The sequence below is a fragment of the Streptomyces sp. SCUT-3 genome (assembly GCF_014083985.1).
In the GTDB taxonomy this organism is placed as follows: Bacteria; Actinomycetota; Actinomycetes; order Streptomycetales; family Streptomycetaceae; genus Streptomyces_H; species Streptomyces_H thermolineatus.
The window spans coordinates 4,042,364-4,056,731 of record NZ_CP046907.1 but is presented as its reverse complement, the minus strand read 5'-3'; the positions used below and the strand labels follow the sequence as shown (position 1 = coordinate 4,056,731).

Below are 14,368 nucleotides of genomic sequence, written 5' to 3'. Positions count from 1 at the left end.
CCCGGGCCCGTCCGGGGACAAGGGGGCCGGCCGCGCGCCCGGAGCCCTGCGGCTGCTGCGCGACAACGGCGCCCTGGGCGCCCTGGTGATCCTGGTGGTGGCGCTGTCGCTGCTCTCCGGCGACTTCCTGACCACCCAGAACCTGCTCAACGTCGGCGTCCAGGCCGCGGTGACCGCGATCCTGGCCTTCGGCGTCACCTTCGTCATCGTCTCCGCCGGGATCGACCTGTCGGTCGGCTCGGTCGCGGCGCTGTCGGCGACCGTCCTGGCCTGGACCGCCACCGACGCGGGCCTGCCGGTGTGGCTGTCCGTGGTCCTGGCCGTCGGCACCGGCATCGCCTGCGGCCTGGTCAGCGGGGCCCTGGTCTCCTACGGCAGGCTGCCCTCGTTCGTGGCCACCCTGGCCATGCTCTCGGTCGGTCGCGGCCTGGCCCTGGTCATCTCCCAGGGCAGCCCCATCGCCTTCCCCGAGTCCGTCTCCGTCCTGGGCGACACCGTCGGCGGGTGGCTGCCCGTCCCGGTGCTGGTCATGGCCGCCATGGCGGTCGTGACCGCCGTGATCCTCAACCGCACCTTCTCCGGCCGCGCCATGTACGCCATCGGCGGCAACGAGGAGGCGGCCCGGCTGTCCGGGATCCGCGTCAAGCGGCAGAAGCTCGTCGTCTACGCCCTCTCCGGGGGCTTCGCCGCGGTCGCCGGCATCGTGCTGGCCTCCCGCCTGGTCTCCGCCCAGCCGCAGGCCGCCGCCGGCTACGAGCTGGACGCCATCGCGGCCGTGGTCATCGGCGGCGCCAGCCTGTCCGGCGGCGTCGGCAAGGCCTCCGGGACCCTGATCGGCGCGCTGATCCTCGCCGTGCTCCGCAACGGCCTGAACCTGCTGTCGGTCTCCGCCTTCTGGCAGCAGGTGGTCATCGGCGTGGTGATCGCGCTGGCCGTCCTCCAGGACACCCTGCGCCGCCGCACCGCCTGACCCCCGCGGCCCCGGCCCCCGCCCGTCCCCGCCCCGTCCCGTCCCCGCCCCTCCGCCACCCCGCTGTCACACCTCGGCCACCGCCACCGCCCCGTACGAAGGACACCGCCATGCGCACCAGGAAGACCGCACTCGCCGCCACCGCCACCGCCGCCGTCCTCGCCCTCGGCGCCACCGCCTGCGGCTCCGGCTCGGGATCCGGCTCCGGTTCCGGCTCCTCCGACCTGAAGGTGGGCCTGTCGGTCTCCACCCTCAACAACCCGTTCTTCGTCCAGCTCAAGAAGGGCGCCCAGGCCGAGGCGGAGTCCTCCGGCGTGGAGCTGACCGTCACCGACGCGCAGAACGACGCCTCGCAGCAGGCCAACCAGCTGCAGAACTTCACCGGGCAGAACGTCGACTCGATCATCGTCAACCCGGTGGACTCCGACGCCGCCGCCCCGTCGGTGAAGGCCGCGGACCGGGCCGGCATCCCGGTCGTCGCCGCCGACCGCGGCGTCACCGGCGCGAAGCTGGCCACCACGGTGGCCTCCGACAACGTCGCCGGCGGCGAGCAGGCCGCCGAGGCCCTGGCCGAGGAGCTCGGCGGCAAGGGCGAGATCGTCGTCCTGCAGGGCACCGCGGGCACCTCGGCCAGCCGGGAGCGCGGCAAGGGCTTCGCCCAGGGGCTGAAGAAGTACCCGGGCATCAAGGTCGTCGCCAAGCAGCCGGCCGACTTCGACCGCACCAAGGGCCTGGACGTGATGACCAACCTGCTCCAGTCCAACCCCGGCGTCGACGGCGTCTTCGCCGAGAACGACGAGATGGCGCTGGGCGCCGCGAAGGCCCTCGGCCCCAAGGCCGGCAAGTCCGTCACCGTCGTCGGCTTCGACGGCACCCCCGACGGCCTGAAGGCCGTCGAGGCCGGCACCCTGTTCGCCACCGTCGCCCAGCAGCCCGAGGAGCTCGGCCGCCTCGCCCTGGAGAACGCCGTCAAGGCCGCCGAGGGCAAGAAGCTCGAGAGCACGGTCAAGGTGCCGGTCAAGGTCGTCACCGGGAAGAACGTCGCGGACTTCTCCTGACCGCCCCTCGCGGAACGCCCTCCCGTCCCGGCACGAAAGGAAACTGCGGATGCACGGCTGCGACCTGCTGGTCGTGGGCTCGGCCAACGCCGACCTGGTGACCGCCGTCGAACGCCGCCCCGCGGCCGGCGAGACGGTGCTCGGCTCCGACCTGGCCGTCCACCCCGGGGGCAAGGGGGCCAACCAGGCGGTCGCGGCCGCCCGGCTGGGCGCCCGCGCCGCCCTCCTGGCCCGCGTGGGGGACGACGCCCACGGCCGCCTGCTGCTGGACTCCCTGCGGGACGCGGGCGTGGACACCGGGCCGGTGCTGACCGGCGGCGCGCCGACGGGCGTGGCGCTGATCACCGTGGACCCGTCGGGCGACAACAGCATCGTGGTCTCCCCCGGGGCCAACGCCCGGCTCACCCCCGCCGACGTGCGCGCCGCCCGGGAGGTGCTGGCCTCGGCGGCGGTGGTCTCCCTGCAGCTGGAGATACCGCCGGAGACCGTAGCCGAGGTGGTCCGGACCGTCGGCCCGGGAACCCGGGTGGTGCTCAACCCCTCCCCGCCCGCCGACCTGCCGGCGCACGTCCTGGCCGCCTGCGACCCCCTGGTGGTCAACGAGCACGAGGCGCGCTTCCTGCTGGGCGACCCGCCGGACGCCGGGCCGGGGGCGGGGCCGGCCCCGGGGGCGGGGGCGGTGCCGGGGGCGTACGAGGAGTGGGCGCGGGCCCTCCTCGGGCGCGGCCCGCGCTCGGTGGTCGTCACCCTGGGGGCGGCCGGCGCCCTGGTCTGCGGCCCCGGGGGCACGGCGCTGGTGCCCAGCCCGGCGGTCCGCGCGGTGGACACCACCGGCGCGGGCGACGCCTTCACCGGCGCCCTGGCCTGGCGGCTCGGCGTCGGCGACGGCCTGGAGGCCGCCGTGCGGTTCGCCGTGCGGGTCGGCGCCGCCGCGGTCACCCGCACCGGCGCCCAGGCGTCCTTCCCCACCGCCGAGGAGGTCGACCGCCTGTGAAGAAGTCCGGAATCCTCAACCGGCACCTCGCCGGGGCCCTGGCCGAGCTGGGCCACACCGACCTGGTGCTGGTCTGCGACGCCGGGATGCCGGTCCCCCCGGGGCCGCGCGTGGTCGACCTGGCCTTCCGGGCCGGGGTGCCGTCCTTCGCCGAGGTGCTCGACGGGCTGCTGGAGGAACTGGTGGTGGAGGGGGCCGCGGCCGCGCAGGAGGTGCTCGACGGCAACGGGGCGGCGGCAGCGCTGCTGCGGGAGCGCTTCCCCGGCCTGGAGCTCGTGCCCCACGAGGAGCTGAAGCGGCTGTCGCGCGACGCCCGCCTGGTGGTGCGCACCGGCGAGGCCAGCCCCTACGCGAACGTGCTCCTGCGCTGCGGCGTCTTCTTCTGAAATCCCCCGGGCCCGGGCCTCCCGGCCCTCGGCCCCCGGGGTCCGGGCGCCGCCCGGAGCAGACCGAGGGGTCCGGACATGGACCGGACCCCTCCTCTGCACCCCCCGGCTCCTGCTTCACCCCGTGTCCCCCCACAGGAGCCGTTCGACAGATATGACCCTCCGTCCCCGCGATTGGTTGCACCCGGGGCCGAAAATTTTTCGGAGGCCCCCGAGGGCCCCTGCCGGTCACCCCCGCAGCAGCCGCGCCTCCTGCTCGGGGGACAGCCCGACCGGCGGACGGTCGGGCCGCTGCGGGGGTTCGCCGCCCAGCGACCGCAGCCACTCCCAGGTGTCCGCGACCGTCTCGGCCACCGGCCGGCAGCGCAGCCCCGCCCCGAGCGCCCTGGACACGTCGCTGCGGTGCAGGGCGTCGTGGAGCTCTCCCGGCGGCGCCCAGACCGGCAGGTCGGACCACGGCTCGACCCCGGCGGCCAGGATCCGCTCCGGGTCGGTCCAGCGCAGCTCCGCGTCGGAGCCGGTGACGCGGACGCACGCCTCCAGCAGTTCCCCCGTGGTGGTGTGCCCGGGAGGGGACACGATGTTGAACGGCCCGCCGAGGCCGGCCCGGCCGCGTCCAGCGTCCAGGCCGCGAGGTCCCGGGCGTCGACGTACTGCAGCTCCAGGGAGCGCGGTCCGGGCGCCGGGACCGGGCCGCCGCGGGCGATCCGCCGCAGCCACCAGGGCAGCCTCCCGATGTTCTCCCGCGGGCCGAGGATCAGCCCGGCCCGCACCAGCAGCGCCCGGTCGCCGAAGGCGTCGAGGGCGGCCAGTTCACCGCCCCGCTTGGCCCGCGGGTAGTCGCTCTCCCCGTCGTCGGGCGAGGCCTCGACCACCGGGGCGTCCTCGTCCGACCCGGCCGGGGCCGGGAAGGTGTACACGGACCCGCTGGAGACGTAGGCGTAGCTCCCGGCCCGCCCCGCCAGCAGGCGGGCGGCGTCCCGCACCGCCGAGGGCGCCCACGACCAGGTGTCGACGACGGCGTCCCACTCCCCCTCCTCCAGGGCGGCGAGACCGCCCCGGGCCGTGCGGTCGCCCAGCAGTTCGGTGACCCCCGGCGGCGGCGCGTGGCGCCCCCGGTGGAAGACCGTCACGTCCCAACCGCGTCCCAGGGCTTCGTCGGTGACGGCCCGTCCGACGAACTCGGTCCCTCCCAGAATCAGCAGTCTCATGGGCTCACACTCCCCCGCCCGGCACCCCGGGGGAACGGTTTCTCGCCCTGGGCGGAATCGCTCCGGGCGGAACCGCCGTGAGCGGAATCGCCCCGGGCGGAACGGGGCCGCCCGCCGCGGCGGACGCTTGCCCCGGCCGCGGGCGGGTAGCCGCCGTCCCATGAAGTTCGCGCTCTCCACCCTCGGTCTCCCCGGCACGCCCGTCGACGACGTCCTGCGCCTCGCGGCCGACAGCGGCTTCGACGGCGTGGAGCTGCACTCCCGGCCGGAGGGCCCGGTCCACCCGGGCACCGGCGCGGCCGAACGGGCCCGGATCACCGCCCGGTCCGCGGAGGCCGGGCTCACGGTCCTGTCCGTGGCCGCCCCCGTGCGGGCGGCGGGCGGGGACGAGGACGGCCCGGTGATCGAGGAGCTCGGGGAGGCGGTGCGGCTCGCCGCCGACCTGGGCGCCCCGTACGTGCGGGTCCTCCCCGGCGGCGCCCTTCCCGGAGACGCCTTCCCCGGCAGCACCCTTCCCGTCGTCGGCGCCCCGTCCGCGGAGGAGGCGGACGTGGTCGCGGCCCGCAGGCTGGCCGCCGTCGCGCCCGAGGCCGCCGACCGCGGGGTGCGGATCCTCCTGGAGACCCGCGGCTCGCACCCGCGCGGCGCGGACGTAGCCCGGATCACCGGCCTGGTCGGGCACCGCGCGGTGGGCGTCGTCTGGGACCCGGCGCACACCCGGCACGCCGGGGAGGAGCCGCACGAGACCCTGCCGGTGCTCGCCCCGCACCTGGGGTACGTCCGGGTCAAGGACTCCGCCCCGGACGGGGACGCCGCCCCGCCGCCGCTGCGCGCCGCCGTGCGGGCGCTGCGCTCGCACGGCTACGACGGCTGGCTGTGCTGGGAGCACGGGGAGCAGTCGTACGCGGACGCTCCGGAGCCGGGCCGGCCGGCGGCCGCGGCCCGGAACCGCCTGGCGGCGCTCGCCGACGGCTCCGCCGCCTGAGCCGGCCGCCATGCGGCGGGGGCGGTTTCGCACTGCGGCCGCGCCGCACCCGTGCAATACCCTCGACGGGTACCGCCCCGGAGGGGCCGGGGCGGCCTTGTCGCATGTTCGGGGGATCCCATGCGTTTACGGAGCGGTTCACTCGCGGTCGCCGCGGCGGTCTTGATCGGCGCGGGCGGGCTCGGTGCCTGCGGCCTGCTGCCCGGCGAGACCTTCGAGGACGACGCCGTGCTGTCTGAGGCGATCACGTCCGTGCGGCTGGACAACGACTCCGGCCGTGTCGAACTGCGCGGCGGGAAGGACCTCACCGAGGTGTCCGTGCACCGCTCCGTCGACTACCGGGGCGACCGGCCGGAGGGGGCCACGCACCGGGTCGAGAACGGCGTCCTGGTACTCGGGGACTGCGGCGGAAGCTGCTCGGTGAGCTACACGGTCGACCTGCCGGCGGGGCTCCCGGTGAGCGGCGGCACCTCGGCCGGCTCGATCACCCTGTCCGGGGTGGGCGAGGTGGCGGTGACCACCGGTTCCGGGAGCATCGCCCTGGACGGGGTCACCGGCCCGGTCGACGCGCGGACCTCCAACGGGCGGATCACCGGACGCGGGCTGGAGGGCGGGCCCGTCCGGGTGCAGACCTCCAACGGCGCCGTCGACCTCACCGTGTCCGCGCCGCAGGACGTCCGGGCGCACACGTCCAACGGCGCCGTCGAGCTCACCGTGCCGGCCGGGCGGTACCGGGTCTCCGCCAGGACCAGCAACGGCGAGAAGGACATCGGCGTTCCCGACGACCCGGCCGGGAAGCACCGGATCGACCTGGTCACCAGCAACGGGGACATCACCGTCAGACCCGCCTGACCGCGCCTGAGCCCGCCTGACCGCGCAGGGGCCGCCGGGGCCCCGCCCGGTCCGGCGGGCGGGGCCCCGGCGGTAGCAGTACTACGGCCGGCCGTGCCGGTTGCGGTGGTAGTAGTCCTTGCCGGCCTTGTCGAGCTTCGCGTCGTACTTCGCCTGCGGGCGCGCCTCGGCCGCGGTGAGGGAGTCGGCGTCCTCGGCCAGCCCGGCCCACTCCAGGACGCTCGCGACGGCCGCGGTCCTCTCGTCCTCCACCAGGCGTGCGATGTTCGCGCCGTGGTTGGCGCCCGGCGCCGTGTAGACGTAGGAGTCCTTCGCCTTCCGGCCCACGGTGAAGGGCTCGGCGCGCCACGGGTCGTTCTCGCCGTAGACGAAGAGCATGCGCTCGGCCTTCGCGTGCACCCAGCGGTCGACGTCGCGCATCGCCCGCTCGTCGAACTCCATCGGGATGGAGCGGGGCACGAAGTTGCGCACCTCGTAGACGTCCGGGTGCTTCAGCAGGCCCTTGAGGTGGGGGGTGTCGAAGCTGGGCGCACCGAGCTGGGTACCGGCCTGGTAGTAGTACGGCGTGTAGTACTCCAGGCCCTGGTCGGTGTAGAAGCTCCAACCGGCGATCAGGTCGACGTACTCCCACAGCTCGTCGTCGGTGGCCTCGTCGGCCACCGGAACCGACGCGCAGTCGGACTCGCCCGAGTACTGCCAGAACGCCCAGGCCAGGTCGAGGACGGAGACCTCCAGGGCCCGGTCGGCGCTGCCGACGGTGGTGAAGGTGTACCCGTTCTCCTTCGCGTAGGCCTCGTAGCGGGCGACGAGGTCGTCGCGGCGGAGCAGCACCTCGCGCTGGACGTCCTCGAGCCTGCCGCGGCACTCGTCGGTGCCCACGTTCGCCAGGAACTCGGTGTACGCCGAGTCCTCGTCGTTGTCGACGTCGTTGGGCGCCACGTACGCGACGGTGCCGTCCATGTCCTCGGGGTAGAACCGGCGGTAGTAGGTGGCGGTCATGCCGCCCTTGCTGCCGCCGGTGGAGATCCAGTTGTGGTCCAGGATCGGCTGCAGCGCCCGGAAGATGCGGTGCTGGTCGGTGGCGGCCTGCCATATGTCCAGCTTGGTCCAGTCGGCCGGGTCCGGCCGGGACGGCGTGAAGAACCGGTACTCCATCGACACCTGGTTGCCGTCGACGATCCGGGTGGGCTCGGAGCGGCCCGGGTTCGTCGACAGGCCGTAACCGGAGGTGTGGAAGACGGTGGGGCGGTCGTCCGACTTGTACAGCACGCTCAGGCGCTGCTGGAACGTTCCCCGGCGCGGGTGCCTGTGGTCGACCGGCTGGGTGTAGTTCAGGATGAAGTAGCGGTACCCGTCGACCGGCTTCTCCTGGACCAGGCTCATCCCCGGCACGGCCTCGAGCCGGTCGAGGATGTCCGTGGACTGCGCGGCGGCGGCGCCGTCCGCGGTGGCGGTGGTGCCGGTGGTCGCGGCGCCGGCGGGGACCGCGCCCGCCGTGCCGGCCATGGTCAGCGCCAGGGCGCCCGCGGTCAGCAGCCGCCTGAGTCTTGTGCGCATGGGTCTCCCTTGTGAGGTCACGACGGCGGTGACCCTAAGGGATGAAAAGGCTTCTGCGACAGGGGTTGTGCTGGTGCGTCAGGTCGGTTCCGGCCGGTGGCCGCAGGTTCCGGCCGGTGGCCGCAGGTTCCGGCCGGTGGCCGCAGGTTCCGGCCGGTGGCGGCGTCCCGTCCGGCACCGGCACCGGGCCGAGCCGGCCCGGGAACGGCTCCGCCCCGCCGGGCGCCCGGAGCGGACTCCGGACGCCCGGCGGGGCGGCGGTGCAACGGCGCGGCGATTCGGCGGTTCGGGACGGCGCGTCAGGCGACCGGGGCGGGTTCCGGCTCCTCCTCCCCGGCGAAGGTGCGCCACAGGTGCGCGTAGCGGCCGTCGGCGGCGAGGAGTTCCTCGTGGGTGCCGTCCTCGGCGATGCGGCCGTGGTCGAGGACGACCACGCGGTCGGCGCGGGCCGCGGTCGTGAGCCGGTGGGCGACCACCAGGGTGGTGCGGCGGCGGGCCAGGCGGTCGGTGGCCCGGTTGACCAGGGCCTCGGTGGCCAGGTCCAGGGCGGCCGTGGCCTCGTCCAGCAGCAGGATGTCCGGGTCGACCAGTTCGGCCCGGGCCAGGGCGATCAGCTGCCGCTGGCCGGCGGAGAGGTTGCGCCCGCGCTCGCCGACGCGGCTGAGGTAGCCGTCGGGGAGCGTGGCGATCATGTCGTGCGCGCCGACCGCGCGGGCCGCCGCCTCCACCTCGGCGTCGGTGGCGTCGGGGCGGCCGTAGGCGATGGCGTCGCGCACCGTGCCGGGGAAGAGGTAGGACTCCTGGGGTACGACGCCCAGGCGGCGGCGGTAGGCGGTCAGGTCCAGCTCGCGGACGTCGGTGCCGTCGACGCGCAGGGCGCCGGAGGTGACGTCGTAGAACCGGGCGACCAGCTTGACCAGGGTGGACTTGCCGGCCCCGGTCTCGCCGACGAACGCCACCGTCTGCCCGGCCGGGATGTGCAGGTCGATGCCGGCCATCGCCTCGCCGTCGTCCCCGTAGGAGAAGTGGACGTCGTCGAAGTCGATCTCGCCGCGCAGCCTCTCCACCGGCTCGGGGTTCTCCGCGTGCGGGGTGGTGGTGGGCGTGTTCAGCAGCTCGCGGATGCGGCCCAGGGACACGGCGGCCTGCTGGTAGCCGTCGAAGACCTGGGAGAGCTGCTGGACGGGGGCGAAGAACAGGTCGATGTAGAGCAGGTAGGCGACCAGGGCGCCCGCGGTGAGCGTGCCGGCCTCCACCCGCCCGGCGCCGACGGCCAGCACCGCGGCGACCGCCACCGTCGACAGCAGCTGCACGAAGGGGAAGTAGACCGAGATCAGGAACTGGCCGCGCACCCGCGCCCGCCGGTAGCCGTCGCTGCGCTCGGCGAACCGCTCGGCGCCGGTGCGCTCGCGGCGGAACGCCTGCACGATGCGCAGCCCGGCGATGCTCTCCTGCAGGTCTGCGTTGACCACCGAGACCCGCTCGCGGGCCAGCTCGTAGGCGGCCGTGGAGCGGCGGCGGAAGACGATCGTGCCGACGACCAGGAGGGGCAGGGTGGCGAAGACGACCAGGGCCAGCTGCGGGTCGATGGCCACCAGGGCGACCATGATGCCGAGGAAGGTGAGGAGGCTGACGAAGGCGGTGACCATGCCGGTCTGCAGGAAGGTGGACAGGGCGTCCACGTCCGTGGTCATCCGGGTCATGATCCGCCCGGCCAGCTCGCGCTCGTAGTAGTCCAGGCCGAGGCGGTGAAGCTGGGAGAAGATCTTCAGCCGCAGGCCGTAGAGGATGCGTTCGCCGGTGCGCCCGACCGACCGGATCGACCCGGCCTGGGCGGCCCACTGGGCCAGCACCACGAGCAGGCCGGCGGCCGAGGCCGCCCACACCGCGCCGAGCGCGAGCCGCTGCACGCCGTCGTCGATGCCGTGCCGGATCAGGATCGGCAGCAGCAGGCCGGCGCCGGCGTCGACGGCGACCAGCAGCAGGGCCAGCAGGAGGGGCGCGGTGAAGCCGCGCAGCAGGGTGCGCAGGCCGAAGTCGCTCTCGGCGGCCAGGGCCCGGTCCTCGTCGACGTCGGGGGTGTCGGTGGCGGGCGGCAGGGCCTCGACGCGGGCGAGCAGTTCGGGGCTGGCGGGCATGCCGGCCATACCGGCCGCCATGCTGCCGGGGCGGCCGCTCGCCGCGGCTGCGGGCAGCGCCGCCGCGGCGGGGGTCGCGGCGTCGCCGGCGCCGGTGCCGCCGTCCCCGTCGCGCCTCTTCCACAGCGACGGCGTCACCCCGCCGGGCGCGTGGCCGTCGGACGCGTGGCCGTCGAGCGCCCGGCCGCCGATTGCCCGCCCGTCGGACGCCCGGCCGTCGGACGCCGTGCGGACGGCGGTGAGGTCCGCGTCCGCGCGCCCGTCCGTCTCCGAACCGCCGCGCGCGCACGTGCCCGCCGGGTCGGCGGTGACGACGTCGGCGCCCAGGGCGTCGGGGTCGGTGAGCAGGGCGCGGTAGAGCGGGCAGCGTTCCTGCAGTTCCTCGTGGGTGCCCAGGTCCACCAGGTGCCCGGCCTCCAGGACGGCGATCCGGTCGGCCAGGGCGAGGGTGGACCGGCGGTGGGCGATCAGCAGGGTGGTGCGGCCCTCCATCACGTGCCGCAGCGCGTCGTGGATCTCGGACTCGACCTGCGCGTCGACCGCCGAGGTGGCGTCGTCCAGGAGGAGCAGGCGCGGGTCGGTGAGGATCGCGCGGGCGAGCGCGATGCGCTGCCGCTGGCCGCCGGAGAGGGTCAGTCCGTGCTCGCCGACGACCGTGTCGTAGCCGTCGGGGAGGGCGGAGACGAACTCGTGCGCCTGGGCGGCCCGGGTGGCGGTGAGGATCTGCTCCTCGGTGGCGTCGGGGGCGCCGTAGGCGATGTTGGCGCGGACGGTGTCGGAGAACAGGAAGCTGTCCTCGGGGACGAGCCCGATCGCCGCGCGCAGGGATTCGAGGGTCAGGTCGCGCACGTCGTGGCCGCCGACGCGCACGGCGCCGCCGGTCACGTCGTAGAAGCGGGGCAGCAGGAGGGAGACGGTGGACTTGCCGCTGCCCGAGGCGCCGACGACGGCGAGGGTCTCGCCCGGTTCCAGCCGCAGCGACAGGTCGCGCAGGACGGGGCGCTCGGGGTCGTAGCCGAAGGTGACGCGGTCGAACTCGACGGTCGCCGCCTCCTGCGGCGCGAGCTCCACCGCGTCGGGCCGCTCCCGCATCCGCGGCTCGGTGTCGATCAGCTCCACGACCCGCTCCACGCCGGCGCGGGCCTGCTGCCCGACCGTCAGGATCATGGCGAGCATCCGCACCGGGCCGACCAGCTGGGCGAGGTAGGTGGAGAAGGCGACGAAGACGCCCAGGGTGATCTGGCCGCGGGTGGCCATCCAGCCGCCCAGGGCGAGCATCCCGACCTGGCCCAGGGCGGGGACCGCCTGCAGGGCCGGGGTGTAGCGGGCGTTGAGCCGGACGGTGCGCAGCCGGGCGGCGAACAGGCGCCGCCCGGTGTCGCGCAGCTTGCCCATCTCCTGGGCCTCCTGCCCGAAGCCCTTGACCACGCGGACGCCGGTGACCGAGCCGTCGACGATGCCGGCCACGGCCGCGGCCTGGCCCTGCGCGTACCAGGTGGCGGGGAAGAGGCGCTTGCGGCTGCGGTCGGCGATCCACCACAGGGCGGGGGCGACGGCGAGCACCACCAGCGTCAGCAGCGGCGAGAGCACGAACATGACGACGAGCGAGAGCACGAACAGCAGCACGTTGCCGATCATCATCGGCAGCATGAACAGGAGCCCCTGGATGAGCTGCAGGTCGCCGGTGGCGCGGCCGACGACCTGCCCGGTGTCCAGCTCGTCCTGCCGGGACCCGTCGAGCCTGGTCAGCGAGCGGAACATCGCGGTGCGCAGGTCGTGCTGCACGTCGAGGGCGAGCCTGCCGCCGTAGTAGCGGCGCAGGTACGTCAGGCCGTAGACGGCCAGCGCCGCGGCGATCAGCAGCCCGGCCCAGGGGGCCAGCGGCCGGGTGCCGCCGACGATCACGTCGTCGACGATCACCATGGGGATCAGCGGCATCAGGGCGGTGACGCCCATGCCCAGCAGCGAGGCGCCCAGGGCGATCCACACGTTGCGCCGGTAGCGCATGCAGTAGGCGCCGAGCCTGCGCACCCACCCCTGCGGCGGCCGCCCGTCCGACGACCGATCGCCCGACGGCTGTTCGACCGGCGCCTCCTCCGGTGTTCGTCCTCGCCCGTCCTGCCCGTCCCCGGGCCCGTCCGCCCCGCTCGGCCTTGCCACCGGTATACCTCCCGCGATCACGTCGGCACTGCGCCGCAGTACTCAACACCGACGGGGAAGCGTTTCATCCACGTGTACGAACCGCACCCGGTTTCCGCCGCCCGGATCCGCCGCGCCGCGGGCTCCTGGTTCCGGACTCCGCCCGCTCGGGCCGCCTCGCAGTCCGCCCGGCCCGCGCCGACGGGCATCGGGGCCGCACCGGTTCCCCGGCCCCGTCCCGGGGTGGGGCCCGGGTGGTGGTCGAGGGCGGTGCCGTCACTCACACCGTGCTCGTCCCATCGGTGCGCCGTGCTGCGGTGCGCGCCTTGTTCGCCGCGAGCATGCCGCGCGCCCGAACCATCTCCTCCTCGGACAGCGCAGCCCCCGTCAGGAAGTTCTCCTCGATGCAGGCGCGGGCACACTCGGCCTGTCTCCCCCGCTCCACGCGACTGCGCGGCGCGGGGCTATGCACTTTCGGCCCGGGGAGTCAGTTCGACCTTCAGCCCGAGGTCGAGCGCCCGCGCGAGGCGGTCGAGCACCGGGATCGTCGGAACCGTGCCACCACCCTCGAAACGCGCCACGGCCGACTGCGTCATGCCTGCCATGAGGCCGAGTTCGCTTTGCGACAGACCGAGTTCCAACCGGCGCCCGCGGACGGCTTCACCCAATTCGAAGCGCAGCCGCGCGGCGGCGTACTCCTCCTGGATCACGGGCGTGGCGGCCCGGGCACGGCGCGCCTGCTCCAGACCGGTCCGTGTGCTCTCTGCCGTCACAACGACGCGACCTCCGGTTCGAGTTCGACGCTACCCCATCCCATAGCATCAACGCTATATTCGCCGTCGCCGACCGCGAGCTCCTCCGGGCCAGGACCACACGAACGGGGTACGTCGGCCCGGGCCGGCACTCAGCTCCCCCTGCCTCCGGGAAACCGGGTCGGCCGGACCGGCCGGGGTTCAGGCCTGCGGCTTCGCGTCCGCGTCCGCGGCGCGGGCGGCGGCGATCCGGCGGGACATGATCGTGGTCAGCTCGTAGGCGGTGTGGGAGGCGGCGACCGAGGTGATCTCGGCGTGGTCGTAGGCCGGGGCGACCTCGACCAGGTCGGCGGAGACCAGGTTGCAGCCGGCCAGGCCGCGCAGGATCTCCAGCAGCTCGCGGGAGGTCAGGCCGCCGGCCTCGGGGGTGCCGGTGCCGGGGGCGTGCGCCGGGTCGAGCACGTCGATGTCGATGGAGATGTACAGCGGGCGGTCGCCGATGCGCTCGCGCAGCTGCTGGGCGACCTCGTCGACGCCGCGCCGCATGACGTCGGCGGAGGTGACGATGCCGAAGCCCATCTTCGCGTCGTCGTCGAGGTCCTGCTTGCCGTACAGCGGGCCGCGGGTGCCGACGTGGGACAGGGCGGAGGTGTCGAGGATCCCCTCCTCGACGGCACGGCGGAACGGGGTGCCGTGGGTGTACTCGGCGCCGAAGTAGGTGTCCCAGGTGTCCAGGTGGGCGTCGAAGTGCAGGAGGGCGACGGGGCCGTGCTTCCTGGCGACCGAGCGCAGCAGGGGCAGCGCGATGGTGTGGTCGCCGCCGAGGGTCATCAGGCGGGCACCGGTGTCGAGCAGGTCGTCGGCGGCGGCCTGGACGGTCTCCACGGCCTCGTTGATGTCGAACGGGTTCACCGCGATGTCGCCCGCGTCGGCGACCTGGGCGAGGGCGAACGGCGAGGCGTCCTGCGCCGGGTTGTAGGGGCGCAGCAGCCGGGACGCCTCGCGGACGGCGTTGCCGCCGAAGCGCGCGCCGGGCCGGTAGGAGACGCCGCTGTCGAAGGGCACCCCGACGACGGCGACGTCCGCGGTGCCGACCTCGTCCAGCCGGGGCAGCCGGGCGAAGGTGGCCGGCCCGGCGTAGCGCGGGACGCGCGAGGAGTCGACGGGGCCGCGGAATCCGTTGCTGCTGGTCATCGGGGAGGGCGCCTTCCTGGTGGCGGGTGCGGTGAGCGGGGTCCCGGTGGACGGGGTCCTTCCCCCGTCCCGGGGGCAGGGGCGGGGGAAGGCCGCCCCCGCCCTCGGGGGGAGGGGCGGGGGCGGGGAGCC

9 protein-coding genes and 2 pseudogenes are annotated in these 14,368 nt (G+C 74.9%); 5 read left to right on the top strand and 6 right to left on the bottom strand.

Translation table 11 applies throughout. From position 1 onward, the window contains the following. Positions 1-46 precede the first annotated feature (46 nt). The 3 genes and pseudogenes from GQS52_RS17955 (at position 47) to rbsD (ending at position 3,408) form a co-directional block, all read left to right on the top strand. A pseudogene (locus GQS52_RS17955) lies at positions 47-2,028 on the top strand (substrate-binding domain-containing protein). A gap of 49 nt (positions 2,029-2,077) precedes the next feature. Continuing rightward, on the top strand, positions 2,078-3,022 hold the full coding sequence (locus tag GQS52_RS17950) for a ribokinase (RefSeq protein WP_182314388.1): 945 nt from the start codon (positions 2,078-2,080) through the stop codon (positions 3,020-3,022). After that, positions 3,019-3,408, top strand: coding sequence for a D-ribose pyranase (gene rbsD, locus GQS52_RS17945; protein WP_182314387.1), 390 nt, complete (start codon positions 3,019-3,021; stop codon positions 3,406-3,408). The genes GQS52_RS17950 and rbsD overlap by 4 nt, the downstream gene beginning before the upstream one ends. A gap of 228 nt (positions 3,409-3,636) precedes the next feature. Here rbsD and GQS52_RS17940 read toward each other — a convergent pair. Continuing rightward, positions 3,637-4,619: pseudogene (locus GQS52_RS17940) on the bottom strand (NAD-dependent epimerase/dehydratase family protein). Between the two features lie 160 nt (positions 4,620-4,779). On the opposite strand from GQS52_RS17940, the gene GQS52_RS17935 reads away from it, so the two are divergent. Both GQS52_RS17935 and GQS52_RS17930 read left to right on the top strand, forming a co-directional pair. After that, entirely contained in the window at positions 4,780-5,604 is an 825-nt protein-coding gene (locus GQS52_RS17935) for a sugar phosphate isomerase/epimerase family protein (protein ID WP_182314386.1), read from the top strand. A 120-nt stretch (positions 5,605-5,724) separates the two neighbouring features. Further along, positions 5,725-6,456, top strand: a complete 732-nt coding sequence (locus tag GQS52_RS17930) for a DUF4097 family beta strand repeat-containing protein (RefSeq protein ID WP_182314385.1) — start codon at positions 5,725-5,727, stop codon at positions 6,454-6,456. 81 nt (positions 6,457-6,537) lie between these two features. On the opposite strand, the gene GQS52_RS17925 is transcribed toward GQS52_RS17930, so the two are convergent. The 5 genes from GQS52_RS17925 to speB all read right to left on the bottom strand — a co-directional run bounded on the left by GQS52_RS17925 (position 6,538) and on the right by speB (position 14,236). Beyond that, positions 6,538-8,013 (bottom strand): S28 family serine protease, encoded by a 1,476-nt coding sequence (locus GQS52_RS17925; protein ID WP_182314384.1) that lies wholly within the window; start codon positions 8,011-8,013, stop codon positions 6,538-6,540. A 299-nt stretch (positions 8,014-8,312) separates the two neighbouring features. Next, the gene (locus GQS52_RS17920; RefSeq protein ID WP_182316540.1) at positions 8,313-12,158 is read right to left on the bottom strand and encodes an ABC transporter ATP-binding protein; all 3,846 of its coding nucleotides are present in this window, start codon (positions 12,156-12,158) and stop codon (positions 8,313-8,315) included. A gap of 412 nt (positions 12,159-12,570) precedes the next feature. Continuing rightward, on the bottom strand, positions 12,571-12,735 hold the full coding sequence (locus GQS52_RS17915; RefSeq protein WP_182314383.1) for a hypothetical protein: 165 nt from the start codon (positions 12,733-12,735) through the stop codon (positions 12,571-12,573). Positions 12,736-12,754: 19 nt separating this feature from the next. Continuing rightward, positions 12,755-13,063: a helix-turn-helix transcriptional regulator gene (locus tag GQS52_RS17910; RefSeq protein ID WP_259370839.1), complete on the bottom strand. Its 309-nt coding sequence runs from the start codon at positions 13,061-13,063 to the stop codon at positions 12,755-12,757. Positions 13,064-13,243: 180 nt separating this feature from the next. Further along, a complete protein-coding gene (speB, locus tag GQS52_RS17905) occupies positions 13,244-14,236 on the bottom strand; it encodes an agmatinase (protein WP_182314382.1) in 993 nt (330 codons plus the stop codon). Between the last annotated feature and the right edge of the window lie 132 nt (positions 14,237-14,368).

Excerpts from the sequence above, each read along its gene's own strand:
- GQS52_RS17920 (WP_182316540.1), bottom strand. The coding sequence starts at position 12,158 with ATGCGCTACCGGCGCAACGTGTGGATCGCCCTGGGCGCCTCGCTGCTG.
- GQS52_RS17925 (WP_182314384.1), bottom strand. The coding sequence starts at position 8,013 with ATGCGCACAAGACTCAGGCGGCTGCTGACCGCGGGCGCCCTGGCGCTG.
- GQS52_RS17950 (WP_182314388.1), top strand. The coding sequence starts at position 2,078 with ATGCACGGCTGCGACCTGCTGGTCGTGGGCTCGGCCAACGCCGACCTG.
- GQS52_RS17930 (WP_182314385.1), top strand. The coding sequence starts at position 5,725 with ATGCGTTTACGGAGCGGTTCACTCGCGGTCGCCGCGGCGGTCTTGATC.
- speB (WP_182314382.1), bottom strand. The coding sequence starts at position 14,236 with ATGACCAGCAGCAACGGATTCCGCGGCCCCGTCGACTCCTCGCGCGTC.
- GQS52_RS17935 (WP_182314386.1), top strand. The coding sequence starts at position 4,780 with ATGAAGTTCGCGCTCTCCACCCTCGGTCTCCCCGGCACGCCCGTCGAC.